Annotated in this window: 17 protein-coding genes; 14 read left to right on the top strand and 3 right to left on the bottom strand. The window is 73.0% G+C overall.

Features of this window, described 5'->3' with window-relative positions:
• Nucleotides 1-158 precede the first annotated feature (158 nt).
• From QK440_RS28520 to QK440_RS28555, 8 genes are all read left to right on the top strand, one after another.
• Nucleotides 159-842 carry an HAD family hydrolase gene (locus QK440_RS28520; RefSeq protein ID WP_282796099.1) on the top strand — a complete coding sequence of 228 codons (684 nt, stop codon included), beginning with the start codon at nt 159-161 and terminating at the stop codon, nt 840-842.
• Between the two features lie 47 nt (nt 843-889).
• On the top strand, nt 890-2,125 hold the full coding sequence (locus tag QK440_RS28525) for an MFS transporter (RefSeq protein WP_282796100.1): 1,236 nt from the start codon (nt 890-892) through the stop codon (nt 2,123-2,125).
• Nucleotides 2,076-3,248 carry an acetoin utilization protein AcuC gene (locus QK440_RS28530; protein ID WP_282796101.1) on the top strand — a complete coding sequence of 391 codons (1,173 nt, stop codon included), beginning with the start codon at nt 2,076-2,078 and terminating at the stop codon, nt 3,246-3,248. Before QK440_RS28525 ends, QK440_RS28530 begins: the two co-directional genes overlap by 50 nt.
• Before the next feature lie 109 nt (nt 3,249-3,357).
• On the top strand, nt 3,358-4,173 hold the full coding sequence (locus QK440_RS28535) for a phosphatase (RefSeq protein ID WP_282796102.1): 816 nt from the start codon (nt 3,358-3,360) through the stop codon (nt 4,171-4,173).
• Nucleotides 4,174-4,302: 129 nt separating this feature from the next.
• On the top strand, nt 4,303-4,512 hold the full coding sequence (locus QK440_RS28540; RefSeq protein WP_157164103.1) for a helix-turn-helix domain-containing protein: 210 nt from the start codon (nt 4,303-4,305) through the stop codon (nt 4,510-4,512).
• 132 nt (nt 4,513-4,644) lie between these two features.
• Complete coding sequence (locus tag QK440_RS28545) at nt 4,645-4,743, top strand: AURKAIP1/COX24 domain-containing protein (protein WP_003948845.1); 99 nt, start codon at nt 4,645-4,647, stop codon at nt 4,741-4,743.
• Between the two features lie 333 nt (nt 4,744-5,076).
• Entirely contained in the window at nt 5,077-6,180 is a 1,104-nt protein-coding gene (locus tag QK440_RS28550; protein WP_282796129.1) for an NAD-dependent epimerase/dehydratase family protein, read from the top strand.
• A 14-nt stretch (nt 6,181-6,194) separates the two neighbouring features.
• Complete coding sequence (locus tag QK440_RS28555) at nt 6,195-7,367, top strand: 1-acyl-sn-glycerol-3-phosphate acyltransferase (RefSeq protein ID WP_282796103.1); 1,173 nt, start codon at nt 6,195-6,197, stop codon at nt 7,365-7,367.
• A gap of 143 nt (nt 7,368-7,510) precedes the next feature.
• On the opposite strand, the gene QK440_RS28560 is transcribed toward QK440_RS28555, so the two are convergent.
• The 3 genes from QK440_RS28560 to QK440_RS28570 form a co-directional block, all read right to left on the bottom strand.
• Nucleotides 7,511-8,755 carry a DUF5667 domain-containing protein gene (locus tag QK440_RS28560; RefSeq protein WP_282796104.1) on the bottom strand — a complete coding sequence of 415 codons (1,245 nt, stop codon included), beginning with the start codon at nt 8,753-8,755 and terminating at the stop codon, nt 7,511-7,513.
• Between the two features lie 373 nt (nt 8,756-9,128).
• Entirely contained in the window at nt 9,129-9,902 is a 774-nt protein-coding gene (locus tag QK440_RS28565) for an ECF subfamily RNA polymerase sigma factor, BldN family (RefSeq protein ID WP_190137294.1), read from the bottom strand.
• A gap of 452 nt (nt 9,903-10,354) precedes the next feature.
• Nucleotides 10,355-11,302 (bottom strand): HAD-IB family hydrolase, encoded by a 948-nt coding sequence (locus tag QK440_RS28570; RefSeq protein WP_282796105.1) that lies wholly within the window; start codon nt 11,300-11,302, stop codon nt 10,355-10,357.
• Nucleotides 11,303-11,445: 143 nt separating this feature from the next.
• Here QK440_RS28570 and QK440_RS28575 point away from each other — a divergent pair, with 143 nt between their 5' ends.
• The 6 genes from QK440_RS28575 (at nt 11,446) to hemB (ending at nt 18,425) form a co-directional block, all read left to right on the top strand.
• Entirely contained in the window at nt 11,446-11,721 is a 276-nt protein-coding gene (locus QK440_RS28575) for a glutaredoxin family protein (RefSeq protein ID WP_282796106.1), read from the top strand.
• Nucleotides 11,722-12,263: 542 nt separating this feature from the next.
• The gene (locus QK440_RS28580; protein ID WP_190137297.1) at nt 12,264-13,019 is read left to right on the top strand and encodes a redox-sensing transcriptional repressor Rex; all 756 of its coding nucleotides are present in this window, start codon (nt 12,264-12,266) and stop codon (nt 13,017-13,019) included.
• Nucleotides 13,016-14,671, top strand: coding sequence for a glutamyl-tRNA reductase (locus QK440_RS28585; protein WP_282796107.1), 1,656 nt, complete (start codon nt 13,016-13,018; stop codon nt 14,669-14,671). Before QK440_RS28580 ends, QK440_RS28585 begins: the two co-directional genes overlap by 4 nt.
• Complete coding sequence (gene hemC / locus QK440_RS28590) at nt 14,668-15,627, top strand: hydroxymethylbilane synthase (protein WP_282796108.1); 960 nt, start codon at nt 14,668-14,670, stop codon at nt 15,625-15,627. Before QK440_RS28585 ends, hemC begins: the two co-directional genes overlap by 4 nt.
• On the top strand, nt 15,624-17,294 hold the full coding sequence (locus QK440_RS28595; protein WP_282796109.1) for a bifunctional uroporphyrinogen-III C-methyltransferase/uroporphyrinogen-III synthase: 1,671 nt from the start codon (nt 15,624-15,626) through the stop codon (nt 17,292-17,294). The genes hemC and QK440_RS28595 overlap by 4 nt, the downstream gene beginning before the upstream one ends.
• Before the next feature lie 141 nt (nt 17,295-17,435).
• Nucleotides 17,436-18,425 (top strand): porphobilinogen synthase, encoded by a 990-nt coding sequence (gene hemB / locus QK440_RS28600; RefSeq protein WP_282796110.1) that lies wholly within the window; start codon nt 17,436-17,438, stop codon nt 18,423-18,425.
• Nucleotides 18,426-18,464 lie beyond the last annotated feature (39 nt).

An 18,464-nucleotide genomic window follows, 5' to 3' on the forward strand; every position in this document is an offset into this window, starting at 1 on the left:
CTTTCAGCGCCGATGGTACTGCAGGGGGGACCCTGTGGGAGAGTAGGACGCCGCCGAACTATTGTTGAGAGAAAGCCCCCGTGCCATTGGCACGGGGGCTTTCTCGCGTTGTACCGCTGCTTTCCTGCGGGGCGATATCCGTGTTCTAGGGTCGGGCCATGCGATACGACCTGGTCATCTTCGACAACGACGGCGTCCTGGTGGACAGCGAGCCCCTCTCCAACACCATCCTCGCCGGGTACCTGACCGAGCTCGGCCACCCCACCACGTACGAGGACTCCCTGCGGGACTACATGGGGGCCGCGGTCCACCGCGTACACGACCTCGTGCTCGAACGGTCCGGGAAGCGGCTGCCCGAGGACTTCGACGACGTCTTCCACGCCCGGGTCTTCGCCGCGTTCGAGCGGGAGCTCCAGCCCATGCCCGGAGCCTTCGAGGTGCTCGAGAAGCTCACCGCCGACGGAATCGCCTACTGGCTGGCCTCCTCCGGAAGCCACGAACGGATCCGGGTGGGACACCGGAAGACCGGGCTCGACACGTGGTTCGGGGAGGACCGCGTCTTCAGCTCCCAGGACGTCGGCCGCGGCAAGCCGGCACCTGATCTGTTCCTGTACGCCGCCCAGCGCATGGGCGTCGCACCCGAGCGGTGCCTCGTCGTCGAGGACAGCCCGCTCGGCGTGCAGGCCGCGATCGCGGCCGGGATGGATGTGTACGGGTTCACGGCCATGACCCCGGGCGAGCGGCTGAGCGCGGCCACCCGGCTCTTCAGCGACCTGCGGGACCTGCCGGCGCTCCTGACCGCCGCGGACATCGGCGCCGGTGGCGGGCGCGAAGGTCGCTGAGTGATCTCTCTACCCAGCGGTAGCGCCGGGGCTTACGCTTCGCCGTCATGACCAAGACGCTGCGGCGCGGCCGGGCCTCGCTCGCGTTCGGCTTTGCCGTGCAAGGGGTCGCGTTCGCGCTCCTCGTGACGCGGATACCCGCGCTGCAGGACCGGTACGGGATATCCGACGGACTGCTGCCCCTCTTCCTGGCGGGCGTGCCGGTGCTGGCCGGGGCCGGAAGCGTCGTCGCCGAGCGCGTGGTGCGGCGGGCACCGCCGAGCCGGGTGATGCGGTGGTCACAGCCCGCGGCCCTGCTCGCGCTGCTCGGCGCGGGCGCCGGCGACGCGATGTGGCAGATCGCCGTCGCCCTGGGGGCGTTCGGGGTCGCGGTGGGGGCGCTCGACGCCTCGATGAACATGCTCGGGGTGAGCCTGCAGCGCGCGTACGGGCGCAGCATCATGCTCGGCTTCCACGCGGCGTACAGCCTGGGCGGGATCGTGGGGGCCTCGCTGGCGTGGGCGGGGGCGCACGGGGACCTGTCGCTGGTCGCGTCGTATCTGCCGGTCGTCGCGGTGCTGCTGCCGGCGGTGCTCGTGGGGAGCCGGTGGTACGTCGACCACGGGCCGGGCAGCGGGGACCCGGACGCGAAGCAGCGGGAGCCCGGTGATGGACCCGGCGGTGAGGTGGTGGTTTTCCGGACGTTGTTGCCGCTGTGCCTCGTGATGACGTTCGCGTACATCGGGGACTCGACGGTCTCCAACTGGGGCGCCAAGTACCTCCAGGACGTGCTGGGAAGCTCCGAGCAGCTCTCCACGGTGCCGTACAGCGTGTACATGGTGACGACCCTGGTGGGGCGGGGCGTCGGGGACCTGGGGGTGCGGCGGTTCGGGGCGGTGGCCGTGGTGCGGGCGGGCGCGGTCCTCGGCGCGGTGGGGTTCGGGGTGGTGGCCGTGGCTCCCGGGCCGTGGGCGGGGATCGGCGGGTTCGCGGTGCTGGGGCTCGGGCTGTGCGTGCTCGTGCCGCAGACGTTCGCGGCGGCGGGGCGGCTGTTCCCCGGGGCGTCGGACGCGGCGGTCGCCCGGCTGAACGTCTTCAACTACGTGGGGTTCCTGGTCGGTTCGCCGTTGGTGGGGGCGCTGGGGGAGGCGTGGAACCATCGCGGGGCGATGGCCGTTCCCCTGGTGTTGGTGCTCGTGACCTTGCGGTACGCCCGGTCGTTCGCCCCCGGACCGGACCGATACGGTGACGGTCATGAGCGGGCGCGCACGACTGATGTGGGACGAAGCGGTAACGGGCTATGACTTCGGTTCCGAGCACCCCATGGACCCGGTCCGGCTCGTCCTGACGAAGAGTCTGGTCGACGCCTTCGGACTCGGCGGCGACCTGGACGTCGTCGCGGCGCAGCGTGCCGACGACGCCACGCTGGGCCTCGTCCACCGCGAGGACTACGTGGCGGCGGTGAAGGCCGCCTCCGCGGACCCGCGCTCGGCCCGTGGGGAGTACGGGCTCGGCACGGAGGACGTGCCGGCGTTCGCCGCGATGCACGACGTGTCGGCGCTGATCGCCGGGCAGTCGATCGGTGCCGCCGAGGCCGTGTGGCACCAGGACGCGCTGCACGCGGTGAACTTCGCGGGCGGCCTGCACCACGCGATGCCGGGCGCGGCCTCCGGCTTCTGCGTGTACAACGACGCCGCCCTCGCCATCGCGCGCCTGCTGGAGCTCGGCGCCGAGCGCGTCGCCTACGTGGACGTCGACGTGCACCACGGGGACGGGGTGCAGGCGGCGTTCTGGGACGACCCGCGGGTCCTGACGATCTCCCTGCACGAGCACCCGCGGACGCTGTTCCCGGGCTCCGGATGGCCGGAGGAGACCGGCGGCGAGGCCGCGCCGGGCGGCGCGGTGAACGTCGCGCTGCCCGCGGGCACGGGCGACGAGGGCTGGGTGCGGGCCTTCCACGCGGTGGTGCCCGAGCTGCTCGCGGAGTTCCGGCCGCAGGTCCTGGTGACGCAGCACGGGGCGGACACCCACTTCGAGGACCCCTTGGCGCACCTGGCGGTCTCGCTGGACGCGCAGCGGGCGGTGCAGGTCGCCTGCCACGAGCTGGCCCACGCGTACGCCGACGGCCGGTGGGTGGCGCTCGGCGGCGGCGGATACGCGGTCGTGGACGTGGTGCCGCGGTCCTGGGCGCACCTGGTGGCGGTGGCCGCCGGGCGGGAGATCGACCCCGCCGCGGTGGTGCCCGAGGAGTGGGCGCGCGTGGTGTTCGCGCGGGCCCGCATGCTCGGCCCCGGCCGGATGACGGACGGGCGGTGGCCCGTGCGGTGGCGCGAGTGGAGCGAGGGGTACGACCCCGCGGACCGGGTGGACCAGGCGGTCCTGGCGGCCCGGCGGGCGGCGTTCCCGCTGCGCGGGCTGCTGCCCTAGCCGGGCGGCCCGGCGCACGAGGCCCGCCCCGGGACGGGCCTTAGCCCGACTGTGCGGCGTTTTCGGGGTTTTCGGGGCGGGGACAGTGGGGGTGCGGCAGCATCGGTGCGTGTTGAGCACCGGAGCGTTGCGCGCGCATCTGCTGGCGGCCCGGCTCGCCGGACCCGTCGCCACGTCGCGGGAGGAGAGCCTGCGGAGCTACCGGCTCTTCGCCGCCCGGGACCCGCGGGTGCTGCTCGGGCTCTGTCCCGAACAGGCCTGGGGGCCCCGGGACTTGCTGCGGCTCATGGCGGACCGGTGCGGGGTCTCCGACGACCCGCACCACACCACGGGTGCCGATGTGATCGACCCGGAACGGACGTTGGCGGCGCTCGACGCGTTCGCCCGGCGGCTCCGGGAGGCGGCCCGGCGGCGGCTGCCCGTCCTGCTCGGGACGGGCCACCCCCACCGACTCCTGGACTTCTACGCCGCGTTGGCCGCCGCCCTGTCGGCGGCCGGCTGTCAGGTCCTCACCCCCGCGCAGGGTTGCCGTGTCGACATAACGACCCGGTTCGGCCTACGCACGTACAACCTTGACTACGTACAAGGAGTCGCGCTGGTGCGCGAACCCGGCGCGCGTCCCACCGGGAGTGCAACCGGCGCACACACCCATTCACCCCTACCGATTCGACGGGCCCTGGGGGTCCAGGCGGACGTCGGCGGGCCCCTCCCGGAGCTGGTCATCGGGGACCACGGATGGGTCTGCGGAGCAGGTCAGCTCGGGTTTGAGGCGATCGGTCTGGCGGATACGGACGACCCCGCGCTGTTCGTCGGAGAGGCCGAGGGGCAAGTGTCCGTCGTCGTTCCGCTTGATGACGCTGTGCGGTCTGATTACTACCGACCGCTTACTCGCTATGTACTCAATCGAGCGTGTCTGTCACAGTAAACGGCCGATGGCAGCTCCTCTTCCCCACTCGCATCACCCGCCCCTACTCTGGGGAGTGAGCGCACAGCGACGAGGAGTCACCGGAAGGGGAAGCCGGTGCGCGTCATGTGCGGAAGGTTCAGGTGTGTCATGGCTGCTGACCAGAGGCCTCTCAGCGAGGTTGCGTTCCTGACCGTGGCGGAGGTCGCCGCGGTGATGCGAGTCTCGAAGATGACCGTGTACCGGCTGGTGCACAGCGGTCATCTGCCCGCAATCCGGGTCGGAAGGTCCTTCCGGGTGCCCGAGAACGCGGTTCACGAGTACCTTCGCGACTCATACGTGGGGGTGGAGACGGCCTGATCGACATCCCTCGATTACAGGCTCGGCAAACGTGCGGGTAGGCTAGGCCGACGTAGGTCGTGTGGGCCCAGACGCCCCGCACCGATATCCCCGCCGACGCGGGGGTGATCCGAGAAGTGAGCGAGGGTAGTCGTGGGCTCTGTTATCAAGAAGCGGCGTAAGCGGATGGCGAAGAAGAAGCACCGCAAGCTGCTGAAGCGCACGCGCGTTCAGCGTCGCAACAAGAAGTAAGCGACGCTGTAACGAGCGAGCCGATACGTACTGAGGCCCTCCCGCCATCCGGCGGGAGGGCCTCGGTGCGTTTCCCCCGGCCCCCGCTTCCCCTCCTGCCCCGCTTCCCCTCCTGCCCCGTTTCCCCCGGCCCCCGCTTCTCCGCAGCCCTCGTTCTCCGAAGGGCGCGGGTCATAAGGGGTTCAACTGTTCAAAGGCGGGCGTACGGCTTGATCTTTGCGGGAAGGGAGTGGTCGGCGTCACTTTGCGGAGCCCGCGGTCGTCACAGCGCGACATCAACCCGCTAGCGTGGGCCACAGACGTCACGCGGGCTGGGGAAAGGCGGCGCTGATCTTGGGCAAGGTCGTGCTCGTGACCGGGGTGGCCCGGCAGCTAGGCGGCAGGTTCGTCCGGCGCGTCCAGCGCGATCCCGAGGTCGACCGGGTGATCGCCGTCGACGCGGTCCCGCCCGCGCACCATCTGGGCGGCGCCGACTTCGTCCAGGCGGACATCCGGCAGCCCACGATCACGCGCGTGCTCGCCGAGCACGCCGTGGACACGGTCGTCCACATGGACGTCACGGGCACCGCGCTCGCCGGCGGCAGCCGCGGCTCGGTCAAGGAGACCAACGTCATCGGCACCATGCAGCTCCTCGGTGCCTGCCAGAAGTCGCCGAGGGTCAAGCGCCTGGTCGTGAAGTCGAGCACCAACGTGTACGGCTCGGCCCCGCGCGACCCGGCGGTCTTCACCGAGACCACGCCGCCCAAGTCGCTGCCGAGCGGCGGCTTCGCCAAGGACGCCTGCGAGGTCGAGGGCTACGTACGCGGCTTCGCGCGCCGCCGCCCGGACGTCGCGGTGTGCGTCCTGCGGTTCGCGAACATCCTCGGCCCGGCCGCGGACTCGCCGCTCGCGGAGTACTTCTCGCTGCCGGTGCTGCCGACGGTCTTCGGCTACGACCCGCGGCTGCAGTTCGTCCACGAGGACGACGTGATCGACGTGCTGCGGCTCGCCTCGCACGAACCGCGGCGCGGGACGCTCAACAGCGGCACGTTCAACATCGCCGGCGACGGCCTGCTGCTGCTCTCGCAGTGCGCGCGCCGCCTCGGCCGCCCGACGCTGCCGGTGCTGCTGCCCGCCGTCACCTGGGTGGGAACGGCGCTGCGGACGCTCGGGGTGACGGACTTCTCCCGCGAGCAGATCCGGCTGCTCACCCACGGCCGGGTCGTGGCCACGCGGCAGATGCGCGAGACACTGGGGTTCGAGCCCAAGTACAGCACCGCGGAGACGTTCGCGGACTTCGTCCGCGGCCGGGGCCCCGGGCTGCTGCCTCCGGACGCGCTCGCGGCGGCCGTCGACAAGGTCGCGGCGCTGCCGTTCGCGGGCGGCGGCACGGCGAGCGGCACCCGGGCGGGCGCCGGACGCGCGGCCGACGACAGTGCCCACCACAGCGCCAACTGAGGAGATCGTCAACGATGGCGGACGCCAAGGTCATTCCGTTCGACGACGACCGGTCGCGTGGGGCCGGACAGCGGCCGCCGCGCCGCAGGCCCACCGGGCCGCGCCGCAAGGGTGACGCGGCGAAGGTGGCGCCCGTACCGGGGCGGCGGGACCGGCGCGCCCCGGGGACGGAGGGCACGGAACCGGGAGCCGCCCCGGAGGTCTCCGCGAGCACGGAGGCCATGGACGCACCGGGTGCCCCCGGGGCACCGGAGGGCTCGGACGGCACGCCCGGCTCGCGGGGCTCCGCCTCCGCCGGGACCTCGGTGGACCGGGACGGCGAGTCATCGGTGCCGGGCGGCGGCGGGGGCGGCTGGGACCGGCGGATCGCCGGCGGCCTCGCCTTCCTGCGGCGGCGCCTGACGGGTGACTACGAGGTCGACGAGTTCGGGTACGACGAGGAGCTCACCGACCAGGTCCTGATGTCGCTGCTGCGGCCGATCTACGAGAAGTACTTCCGGGTGGAGGTCAAGGGCATCGAGAACGTGCCCGGCGACGGCGGGGCGCTGATCGTCGCCAACCACTCGGGGACGCTGCCCTGGGACGGCCTGATGATGCAGGTCGCCGTGCACGATCACCATCCGCAGGAGCGCCATCTGCGGCTGCTCGCGGCCGACTTGGTGTTCATGCTGCCGGTGGTGAACGAGCTGGCGCGCAAGGCCGGGCACACGTTGGCGTGCGCGGAGGACGCGGAGGCGCTCCTGGAGCGGGGCGAGCTCGTCGGGGTGATGCCCGAGGGGTTCAAGGGGATCGGGAAGCCCTTCAAGGAGCGGTACAAGCTCCAGCGGTTCGGGCGCGGCGGGTTCGTGTCCACGGCGCTGCGCACCGGGTCGCCGATCGTGCCGTGCTCCATCGTGGGGGCGGAGGAGATCTATCCGATGGTGGGCAACGCGAAGACGCTGGCCCGGGTCCTCGGGATCCCGTACTTCCCGCTGACGCCGACGTTCCCCTGGCTGGGGCCCCTGGGGACGGTGCCGCTGCCCACCAAGTGGACGATCCAGTTCGGGGAGCCCATCCCCACGGACGGGTATCCGCCGGAGGCGGCCGAGGACCCGATGCTGATGTTCAACCTGACGGACCAGGTGCGCGAGCAGATCCAGCACACGCTGTACAAGCTGCTGGTGCAGCGGAGGTCGGTGTTCTTCTGAGGCGCGGGGCTCTCGCGGGCGTCCCACGGCCGGCCGCAGGGACGGGGGCTTCGGAGACCTGAACCGCGGAGAGCTGAACCGCGGAGAGCTGAACCGCGGAGAGCGAACCGCCCTCCGCCCCTGCCGGGGCGGAGGGCGGTGGTCTACTTCGGCTCCTCGTCCTCGATGCCGAGCTCCGGGAGGAGGCCGGGGATGAGGGGCGGGAGCGTGACGTCCGGCTTGGGCGGGCCGGAGTCGCTGTGGGGCTTGTCCGGCGCGGTGCGGCTCGGCGGCGGGGTGTGGGGCTTGCTGGGGGGATCGATCAGGTCGTCCGTCACCCCGGGCAGCAGGCCGCCGCCGGTCTCCTTCTGGGTGGGCGCCGAGGGCCGGGGCTTGCCGGGGGCCCGGGGCGGCTGGGAGTCGCCGTCCGAGGTGCGCGGCGAGGGCCGGTCCTGGCGGGGCGCGTCGGGGGCGTCCTGCCGGGGGCGGCGGTCGTCCGGCGCGCGGTGCTTGCCGGAGGGGCCGGGGAGCAGGGAGTTCAGCGGCTCGACCTCCTGCTCCATGGCGTCGAAGACCGAGGTGACCTCCTGGCCCACGTCGCCGAGCTGGACGGGGAGCTTGTCGCGCAGGTCGCGCCAGCTCGCGCCGTGGGTCCTGGCGAAGGAGGAGAGCGCCTGGAGGGGGCCGAGGGAGCCGTCGCGCTCGTAGGCCTCGGTGAGGAGGCGGTGGCCTTCGGCGGCGTCGTGGCGCATGCCGGAGAGGGCGCGGCGCACTTCGCCGAGGGACTCGTGGTCGAGCTGGCCGGAGCGGGTGCGCTCCATCAGGCGGCGGGCCTCGCTGAGCCGGGTCGACGCCTGGTCCAGATAGAGCCGGCCGCGGTCGGCGTCGCTGTCGGCCATGCCGAGCTTGATGTCTTCCATGCCGCGCTTGAGGCCGTAGAGCGAGTCGCCCGGCAGCGCGTCGTTGCTCGCGGCGGCGATGCCGCCGAACGCCCCGGCCGCGACACCGACGGTGAGTCCGCCCGCGGCGATGCCCTTGGACAGGCGGGTGCGCGGCTTGAGCTTGCGCAGGGCGCGGTGGGCGCCCCTGCCGGAGCGCTGGCGCGGCACGGAAGCGCCGTCGCCCGTGGTGCCCTCCGCCAGCATGGCCTCCATGGCCGCCACCAACTGCGCCCGCTGCACCACTTTGACCTCGGGGTCCAGCTCCGGCCTGGGAAGCCGGGCCAGGCCGTCGGCGAGCGCCAGGAGGCGGCCGGGCTCGGCCGGTCCGGGCGCCGCGGCGTCGGTGCGGGCGGCCGCGGGGGCGGCGGGGTCTTCGGGCTGCTCGGCCGCCGGGTCCTGGCCGGAGTGCTCCTCCAGGGCCTGGGCGAAGGCGTTCGCCCGCCGGTGGGCCGATACGTTCGCGATCACTGGCGGCACCTCCTCTCGTCATGACGTCGACTCCCCAGGGGTCCTGAGGGTTGCAGGTCCTGAGTACTTCCACTCGATCGAGTGAGCGAATGGAGTATCTCCCGCTTTTCTCGGGGCCGGGAGAGGGTCAGGATGCGACCACAGGGAGCCTGCATCCCGCACAACGAGCGTCGCGGCACTTGGGTTACGGACGGAGGATGATCGGACCGCGAAAGAAACGGGTGGCCTCGTGTCCGCCAACTGTCCGCCACTGTACGTGAGTTGATCGTCGCTCGGCGTACCGCGCCGAGGCGCCGGGACGGGGCGCCGGGCGACGGCCGCCGGGACCGTGCCGCGGCCCGGCCCGGCCGGGTGCGGCCGGAAGCGGCACGGCTCAGCGGGCGTCGTCCGGGAGGAGGCGGGCGAGCGTGCGCACCGCCCGGTACTGCAGGGTCTTGATCGCGCCTTCGTTCTTGCCCATGACGCGCGCGGTCTCGGCGACGGACAGGCCCTGGAGGAAGCGCAGCGTCACGCACTCCTGCTGCTGCGGGTTGAGCCGGCGGACCGCGTCCAGGAGCGCGGCGTTCGACAGGGACTCGAGGACGGAGTCCTCGGGGCTGCGCTCGACCTCGTTGGCGTCGAGCATCTCGCCGGTGGTCACTTCGAGGCGGAAGCGGCTGGACTTGAAGTGGTCGGCGACGAGGTTGCGGGCGATCGTCACCAGCCAGGCGCCGAAGTCGCGGCCCTGCCAGGTGAAGGTGCCGATCCGGCGCAGCGCCCGCAGAAAGGTCTCGCTGGTGAGGTCCTCGGCGGTCGCCTTGCCGCCCACGCGGTAGTAGATGTAGCGGTAGACGGTGTCGCTGTACTGGTCGTAGAGGCGGCCGAAGGCGTCGGACTCGCCGGCCTGGGCGCGCTCCACGAGGTCCATCATGCGGGCGCTGTCGCTGTCCGCGGCGGGGCGGCGGGTGGTGGTGGCGGCGGAGCCGGAGCGCGCGCGTCTGCCGACGGCGGCACCGCCGTCCGCCAAGGCGTAGCACGGCCCGGCGGGTGCCGGGACGGCGAAGGCGGGGACGGCGTACGCGGTGGGGACGAAACCGCGCAGACGGTCGAGGACCGTTGCACGGAGCGTAGCCAGGCCCGAGGCGTCAACCCCGACGTGTGGGTACACGGGACTCCCAGAGGCAGAGCTTCCATCACATGCGGTGCGGACCATTCACCCGTCGTAGCGACGCGCAAGGTCCGGTATGCGTCTGAGGAGAATAACGCTTCGTACAGGCAGCACTACACCCAGTTGCTCAAATCATCGATTACGTCGCTTCTCTTACCGATCAGCGGTCGCTCAAGAACCGGTTATTGAACGGTTGTTGATCGAATCGGTACACATTCCGGCTGGGCGCGGGGCGTGTTGTGGCCGAGTTCAACGAACGGGACTGGCGGGAGGCCTGACGGGTAAGAGAGAACGATTGCCGTTCTTTTTCGTACGCGCGGACGTTTGTGACGGTGCGTGGCGGCGGCGGGCCGTCAGCCGCGCGAGAGTGAGTGCGCGGCGTGACGGCCGGGGCTGTCCGGCGCATGCCAGGGGCCGCCCCCGGCGGGTCCGGCGGCGGCGTTCCGGCTCGGTCAGTGGCGGCGGCGGTGCAGGGCGACGGCCGCGGCGGCGCCGCCCGCGAGGGCGCCCACGCCCGCGGCGGCGGGGATGCCGACCTTCGCCGCCTTGCGCCCGGTGCGGTAGTCCCGCAGCCGCCAGTCACTGGCGCGCGCGTGCTTGCGCAGCTTGGTGTCGGGGTTGATCGCGTACGGGTGGCCGACCAGCGACAGCATCGGGATGTCGTTGTGCGAGTCGCTGTACGCGGCGCAGCGGGCGAGGTCCAGGCCCTCGGCGGCGGCCAGGGCGCGGACCGCCTCGGCCTTGGCGGGGCCGTGCAGGGGCTCGCCGACGAGCTTGCCGGTGTAGACGCCGTTCACGGACTCGGCGACCGTGCCGAGCGCGCCGGTCAGGCCGAGGCGGCGGGCGATGATCGTGGCCATCTCCACCGGCGCGGCGGTGACCAGCCAGACCTTCTGGCCCGCGTCGAGGTGGGCCTGGGCCAGGGCGCGGGTGCCGGACCAGATGCGCTCGGCCAGGTAGTCGTCGTACACGGCCTCGCCGATGGAGATCAGCTCGGCGACGCGGTGGCCCTTGACGATGGACAGGGCGCTCTCGCGGGCGTCCTGGAGGTGCTCGGGGTCCTCCCCGGCGAGCCGGAACCAGGCCTGCTGCCAGACGAACCGGGCCAGTTCGCGGCGCTGGAAGAACTTGCGCTTGTACAGCCCGCGGCCGAAGTAGAAGAGGGCGGCGCCCTGCAGCACGGTGTTGTCGAGGTCGAAGAAGGCGGCGGCCTTCTCGTCGCCGGCGACCGGGAACTCGGGGGCCTCGGCCTTCTCGGTCTTCCCGGGCGCCGGGGTCCGCGCGAGCTCTTCCAGCTCCTGCGACGTCTTGCGCGCGGCCTCCGCCGAGGCCTCGCCTGCCAGGACGCTGCGCGCGGTGGCGGAGCGCCTACGGGGATGGAGCCAACCCAGAGCGGCCATGCCGTCGAGCATAGCCACTCTGTTCGGGTCCTCCGTGAATGCGGGGATGCGAACCCGTCAACTCTCCGTGTCACCGCCGTCACACTGCGGCTCCGGGCCCGGGCGGGGCGCGGGCGGCGCGGCGGCCGTAGGAAGCTGGGGCCATGAGCCCGATTTTTCGTAGGAGAGGGAAGCCGGCCGCGGACCGTGTGGTGACGCTGATCGGCAAGCCCGAGTGCCACCTGTGCGAGGACGCCGAGGCCGTCGTGGAGCGGGTGTGCGGGGAGCTCGGCGTCGCGTGGGAGAAGAAGGACATCACGCGGGACGCGGCGCTGCACCGGGAGTACTGGGAGCAGATCCCGGTGGTGCTGGTGGACGGGGAGCAGCACACCTTCTGGAAGGTCGACGCCGACCGGCTGCGCCGGGCCCTCACGTCCTGACCCCGCCCGGCGTCGGGGCCGCCCGCGAGGGGCACCTCCGTTCCGTCCCGGCGCCCGGGCCGCGCCCGGGCCGCCCCGCGACGGGGACGGCCGCCGTCCTGTCGCGCCGGGACACGCCCTCGCGGGTACGCCGCCGCGGCCGGGCAGGGTGCCGCGTCGCGCGCGGCGTCGGTATCCGGCCATCCGGGCGGTGGCGGCTGCCGGCCCGCGCGGGGCGGGAAGCGGCGTCGATGGCTGGTTACGACGTCCGGACCTGTCCGGAAAGTCGTCTAGCATCGAGGGTCGGTTCGAGATCTCGGGGGCGAGGATCGTGAGGAGTGTGTGCGGTTTTGCCCCCGTCGGATGAAGGTCGTTCCTGGCCGCGCGCCGGTTCCCGGAAAGTGCCCCGGGAGCGCGTGACCCCGGTCACGTTGGCCGGGCAAATCGGACACCATCTTTGTGCACGCGTTCACAAAGACATAGCCTGCACTCGACGGGGCGGTCTTGGGACACGAGGAGTGGTGCCAGCCCGCCTACAGCCCCGCTCTACCCGCAGGAGCACCGTGGCAACTGGCCGAACTCACCGACCGGCGACCCGTAGCCGAGGAATCCCCGAGGCCACCGTCGCCCGGCTTCCGCTGTACCTGAGGGCGCTGACCGCACTGTCGGAGCGCTCCGTACCCACGGTCTCCTCCGAGGAGCTCGCGGCCGCCGCGGGGGTCAACTCCGCGAAGCTGCGCAAGGACTTCTCCTACCTCGGCTCGTACGGCACGCGGGGCGTCGGCTACGACGTCGAGTACCTCGTCTACCAGATCTCCCGCGAGCTCGGCCTGACCCAGGACTGGCCGGTTGTCATCGTCGGCATCGGCAACCTCGGCGCCGCCCTGGCCAATTACGGCGGGTTCGCCTCGCGCGGTTTCCGTGTGGCCGCGCTCATCGACGCGGACCCGGCGATGGCGGGCAAGCCCGTCGCGGGCATGCCGGTGCAGCACACCGACGACCTCGAGAAGATCATCACGGACAACGGTGTCTCGATCGGCGTGATCGCGACCCCCGCCGGCGCCGCCCAGCAGGTGTGCGACCGGCTCGTCGCCGCGGGCGTCACGTCCATCCTGAACTTCGCCCCGACCGTGCTCTCGGTGCCGGACGGCGTCGACGTACGCAAGGTCGACCTCTCCATCGAGCTGCAGATCCTCGCCTTCCACGAGCAGCGCAAGGCCGGCGAGGAGGGCTCCGGCGACGGCACCGCCGCGCCCGCCGCCGCCCAGGAGCACCGCAAGGGACCCGACGGGGACGTCCCCGCCGTGATGCCGGCATGAGCCTCCTCGTCGTAGGCCTCAGCCACCGCAGTGCCCCCGTCAGCGTCCTGGAGCGGGCCGCGCTGACCGCCGAGGCCCAGGCCGAGCTGCTGCACGACACGGTCGCCGCGGAGCCCGCGGCCGAGGCCGCCGTGCTCGCCACCTGCAACCGCATCGAGCTGTACGCGGACGTGGACAAGTTCCACGCGGGCGTGGCCGAGCTGTCCACGCTGCTCGCCCGGCACAGCGGCGTCGGCCTGGAGGAGCTCACCCCTCATCTCTACGTGCACTACGAGGACCGGGCGGTGCACCACCTGTTCTCGGTGGCGTGCGGGCTCGACTCGATGGTCGTGGGCGAGGGGCAGATCCTCGGCCAGATCAAGGACTCCCTGGCGCGCGCGCAGGTGCTGCACACCGCCGGGCGGCTGCTGAACGACCTGTTCCAGCAGGCCCTGCGGGTCGGCAAGCGGGCGCACTCGGAGACCGGCATCGACCGGGCCGGGCAGTCCCTGGTGACCTTCGGCCTGGAGCAGCTCGCCGGGCGCGAGCCGGTGGACGTCTGGGCCAAGGGCAAGCGCGCCCTGGTGATCGGCGCGGGCTCCATGTCGTCCCTGGCCGCGGCGACCCTCGCGCGCTCCGGCGTCGGCGAGGTCGTCATCGCCAACCGCACCCTGGAGCGGGCCGAACGGCTCGCGCAGATCCTCACCGAGGGCGGCACCGGCGTGCGCGCCCGCGCCGTGGAGATGGACGCGGTCGCGACCGAGCTGACACGTGCCGACCTGGCCGTGTCCTGCACCGGCGCGACGGGCCTGGTGCTCACCGGCGCCGACGTCGCGGCGGCCGTGGCCGGCCGGACCGGCGCCCCCGCGCCGACGGTCCCCGGCCAGGGCGGCACGCACGGGGCCGGCGGCGGGGCGGAGCGGCCCTGCGCCGACGACGCCTGCCTCCTCACGCCCGGCGACGACACCGAGGCCCCCGGCGCCGGACCGGGGATAGGCGACGCCACCGCGTACGAGCGGCACGGCGCGCTCGTCGACAACAGCCCCGCGGTGGGCGGCGGCGCCGCGCCCCGCACCGCCACGGCCGTGGCGCCCGCTCACGCCGTCCCCCGCACCGTCGCGCTGGCCCTGCTCGACCTGGCCATGCCGCGGGACATCGACGCCGCCGCGCACCACGTCGAGCACGTGCGCCTGGTCGACATCGAGTCCCTGGCGGAGGCCTCCGCCGACGCGCCGATGGCCGCAGACGTGGACGCCGTCCGCACGATCGTGTCCGACGAGGTCGCGGCGTTCGGCGCCGCCCAGCGGGCCGCGCACATCACGCCGACCGTGGTCGCGCTGCGCACCATGGCCGCCGACGTCGTGACCAGCGAGATGGCCCGGCTCGACGGGCGGCTGCCGGAACTGGGCGACAAGGAGCGCGCCGAGATCACGCAGACGGTGCGCCGCGTCGTCGACAAGCTGCTGCACGCGCCGACGGTGCGGGTGAAGCAGCTCGCCAGCGAGCCCGGCGGGGCCGGGTACGCGGACGCGCTGCGCACGCTCTTCGGCCTGGACCCGGAGACGGTCGCGGCCGTGTCCCGGGCCGACCATCTGCGCGACGTCCCGGTCGCCCCGGGCAACCAGAACGACCAGCTCCACCAGAACGACGATCCGAAGCGAGGCCGGGCATGACCGACAAGGCACTCAGGCTGGGGACCAGGCGCAGCAAGCTCGCCATGGCCCAGTCCGGCCAGGTGGCCGAGAGGGTCCGGCAGGTGACGGGACGCCCCGTCGAGCTCGTCGAGATCACCACGTACGGCGACACCTCGCGCGAGCACCTCGCGCAGATCGGCGGCACCGGTGTGTTCGCGACCGCGCTGCGGGACGCGCTGCGCGACGGCGAGGTCGACTTCGCCGTGCACTCGCTGAAGGACCTGCCGACCGCGCAGCCCGAGGAGTTCGTGCTCGCCGCGCTGCCGGTGCGCGAGGACCCGCGGGACGTGCTGGTGGCGCGCGACGGCCTGACCTTCGCGGAGCTGCCGGACGGCGCCCGGGTGGGCACCGGTTCGCCGCGCCGCATGGCGCAGCTCAACGCGTACGCCCGCGCTCACGGCCGCACCGTCGAGACGGCGCCGATCCGCGGGAACATCGAGACCCGCGTCGGATACGTGCGCGACGGGCGGCTCGACGCCGTCGTCCTGGCCGCCGCCGGCCTCAGCCGCGTCGGCATGCTCGACGAGGTGACCGACTTCCTGTCGGTCGACATGGTTCTGCCCGCCCCCGGCCAGGGGGCACTGGCGATCGAGTGCGCCGCGTCCGACGCGGACCTCGTCGCCGCGCTCGCCGAGCTCGACGACCCGTTCACGCGGGTCGCCGTGACCGCCGAGCGATCCCTGCTCGCCGCCCTGGAGGCCGGCTGCAGCGCACCTGTGGGCGCGTTGGCCGACGTCCTGGCCGACGGGCAGATTGTCAAGGAAATGCGCCTGCGCGGCGTCGTCGGTGCCACCGACGGCTCGTCGCTGGTGCAGCTGTCCACCACCGGTCCCGTGCCTCGGACGGAAGACCAGGCGACGGCGTTTGGGCGGGAACTCGCCGCCGAGATGCTCGCCAAGGGCGCGGCCGGTCTGATGGGGGAGCGAGCACTTTGAGCCCCACCTCGAACCTTCCCGGCCTTCCCGCACACGGGCACGTCACCTTCCTCGGTGCCGGACCCGGAGATCCGGGACTGCTGACCCTGCGCGCCGTCGAGGCGCTGGCCCGAGCGGATGTGCTGATCGCCGAGCCGGATGTTCTCGATGTCGTACGCGTCCACGCGCGAGGGGGTGTGGACACACCTCTGCGGCGGCAGGCTGACGGCACGTCAGAGGGCACTCAAGTGCCGTCCGCCGCCCCGGCCGAGGCTGCCGCCAATCTTGTCATGGAGGCCGCGCGGGGCGGCAAGCGGGTCGTGCGTGCGGTGACCGGTGACCCCGGTCTGGACACGGACGCCGCCGACGAGATGCTCGCCTGCGCCGCCGAGGGCATCCCCTTCGAGGTGGTGCCGGGCATCGCGACCGCGGTCGGCGTGCCCGCCTACGCCGGGGTGCCGCTGCGGGACGCGCAGGGCACCGACGTGCGGTTCGTCGACGCGCGCACCGCGTCCGACCGGTGCTGGAGCGAGGTCGGCGCCTCCGACGGCACGGTCGTCGTCTCCACGTCCCTGGACTCGGTGGCCGCGGCGGCCGGTGAGCTGGTGTCCGCCGGGCGCAAGCCCGACACCCCGCTGACCGTCACCGTCGCCGGTACGACGACGCGCCAGCGCACCTGGACGGCGACGCTCGGCACCATCGCCCAGGTCCTCAAGCAGGCGAAGGTCCTGCCGTCGCCGGACGGGGGCCGCCCCGTCATAGCCGTGGTCGGTGAGCGTTCCGCCGCGGCCCGGCGCGACCAGCTCTCGTGGTTCGAGTCGAAGCCGCTGTTCGGCTGGCGGGTGCTCGTACCGCGCACGAAGGAGCAGGCGGCCTCGCTCTCCGACCAGCTGCGCTCGTACGGCGCGGTGCCGCACGAGGTGCCGACGATCGCCGTCGAGCCGCCGCGCACGCCCCAGCAGATGGAGCGGGCCGTGAAGGGCCTGGTGACCGGGCGCTACGAGTGGATCGCCTTCACCTCGGTCAACGCGGTCAAGGCGGTGCGCGAGAAGTTCGAGGAGTACGGGCTCGACGCGCGGGCCTTCGCGGGCATCAAGGTCGCCGCCGTGGGCGAGCAGACCGCGGCGGCGCTGATCGCCTTCGGCGTGAAGCCGGACCTGGTGCCGAGCGGGGAGCAGTCCGCGGCCGGCCTCCTGGAGGACTGGCCGCCGTACGACCCCGTCTTCGACCCGATCGACCGGGTGTTCCTGCCGCGTGCCGACATCGCCACGGAGACCCTGGTCGCGGGCCTGATCGACCTCGGGTGGGAGGTCGACGACGTCACCGCCTACCGGACCGTACGCGCCTCGCCGCCGCCCGCGGAGACCCGCGAGGCCATCAAGGGCGGCGGCTTCGACGCCGTGCTCTTCACCTCCAGCAGCACGGTGCGCAACCTCGTCGGCATCGCCGGCAAGCCGCACAACGTGACCGTCATCGCCTGTATCGGGCCCGCCACCGCGAAGACCGCGGAGGAGCACGGGCTGCGGGTGGACGTGATGGCTCCGGAGCCGTCCGTGCACCAGCTGGCGGCGGCGCTCGCGGAGTTCGGTGCGCGGCGGCGGGTGGCCGCCCTGGAGGCGGGCGATCCGGTGACGCGGCCGAGTGAGCGGCGGCCCGGGGCCCGGAGACGGCGGGCGGCGGCGCCGTAGGGTGCCTCGCGGGGCGCGCCCCGGGGCGCGCCCCGTCCCCGGACCAGGGGGCCGCACCCCCTGGGCCCCCGGAATCGGCGCCGCAGGCCGACAAGGGGCCGGGCGCAGGGCCCGGCAATCGTTCTACGGTGAGGTGGACAAGTGAGCACCTACGGTTCTTTCCCCGGCTCGCGGCCCCGGCGGCTGCGGACCACCCCCGCGATGCGGCGCATGGTCGCCGAGACGCGGCTGCATCCGGCCGACCTGATCCTGCCCGCCTTCGTGCGGGAGGGGATCGGCGAGCCCGTGGCGATCGACGCGATGCCGGGCGTCGTCCAGCACACCCGGGACACGCTGAAGAAGGCCGCCGTGGAGGCGCTGGAGGCCGGGGTCTCCGGGATCATGCTGTTCGGCGTGCCGGAGGAGTCCAAGAAGGACGCCCTCGGCACGGCGGGCACCGACCCCGACGGGATCCTCCAGGTCGCCATCCGCGACGTGCGGGCCGAGGTCGGTGACGACCTCGTCGTGATGTCCGACCTGTGCCTGGACGAGACGACCGACCACGGGCACTGCGGGGTCCTCGACGCCCAGGGGCGCGTCGACAACGACGCCACCCTGGAGCGGTACGCCGAGATGGCGCAGGTCCAGGCCGACGCGGGCGCGCACGTGGTCGGGCCGAGCGGGATGATGGACGGCCAGATCGGCGTCATCCGCGACGCGCTGGACCAGACCGGGCACGAGGACGTCGCCGTGCTCGCGTACACCGCGAAGTACTCGTCCGCGTTCTACGGCCCGTTCCGGGAAGCCGTCGGGTCCTCGCTGAAGGGCGACCGCAAGACCTACCAGCAGGACCCGGCCAACAGCCGCGAGTCCCTGCGGGAGCTGGCGCTCGACCTGGCGGAGGGCGCCGACATGGTGATGGTCAAGCCCGCCGGGCCCTACCTGGACATCGTCGCCAAGGTGGCGGAGCACGTGGACGTGCCCGTGGCCGCGTACCAGATCTCCGGCGAGTACGCGATGATCGAGGCCGCCGCCCAGCGCGGCTGGATCGACCGGGACAAGGCGATCATGGAGTCGCTGACCGGGATCAGGCGGGCCGGGGCGAACCTGATCCTCACCTACTGGGCCACGGAGGTGGCCCGGCAGCTCTGAGCCGCCGGGTGCCGGGCGCTGGGACGCTGTCGCCAGGTG

Source organism: Streptomyces sp. CC224B, assembly GCF_030010595.1.
In the GTDB taxonomy this organism is placed as follows: domain Bacteria; phylum Actinomycetota; class Actinomycetes; order Streptomycetales; family Streptomycetaceae; genus Streptomyces; species Streptomyces longispororuber.

What these genes read in the sequence shown, in the direction of transcription:
- QK440_RS28575 (WP_282796106.1), top strand. Translation starts at nt 11,446, where the DNA reads ATGAGCCCGATTTTTCGTAGGAGAGGGAAGCCGGCCGCGGACCGTGTG.
- QK440_RS28570 (WP_282796105.1), bottom strand. Translation starts at nt 11,302, where the DNA reads ATGGCCGCTCTGGGTTGGCTCCATCCCCGTAGGCGCTCCGCCACCGCG.
- QK440_RS28520 (WP_282796099.1), top strand. Translation starts at nt 159, where the DNA reads ATGCGATACGACCTGGTCATCTTCGACAACGACGGCGTCCTGGTGGAC.
- QK440_RS28585 (WP_282796107.1), top strand. Translation starts at nt 13,016, where the DNA reads ATGAGCCTCCTCGTCGTAGGCCTCAGCCACCGCAGTGCCCCCGTCAGC.
- QK440_RS28555 (WP_282796103.1), top strand. Translation starts at nt 6,195, where the DNA reads ATGGCGGACGCCAAGGTCATTCCGTTCGACGACGACCGGTCGCGTGGG.
- QK440_RS28530 (WP_282796101.1), top strand. Translation starts at nt 2,076, where the DNA reads ATGAGCGGGCGCGCACGACTGATGTGGGACGAAGCGGTAACGGGCTAT.
- QK440_RS28525 (WP_282796100.1), top strand. Translation starts at nt 890, where the DNA reads ATGACCAAGACGCTGCGGCGCGGCCGGGCCTCGCTCGCGTTCGGCTTT.
- QK440_RS28540 (WP_157164103.1), top strand. Translation starts at nt 4,303, where the DNA reads ATGGCTGCTGACCAGAGGCCTCTCAGCGAGGTTGCGTTCCTGACCGTG.
- hemC (WP_282796108.1), top strand. Translation starts at nt 14,668, where the DNA reads ATGACCGACAAGGCACTCAGGCTGGGGACCAGGCGCAGCAAGCTCGCC.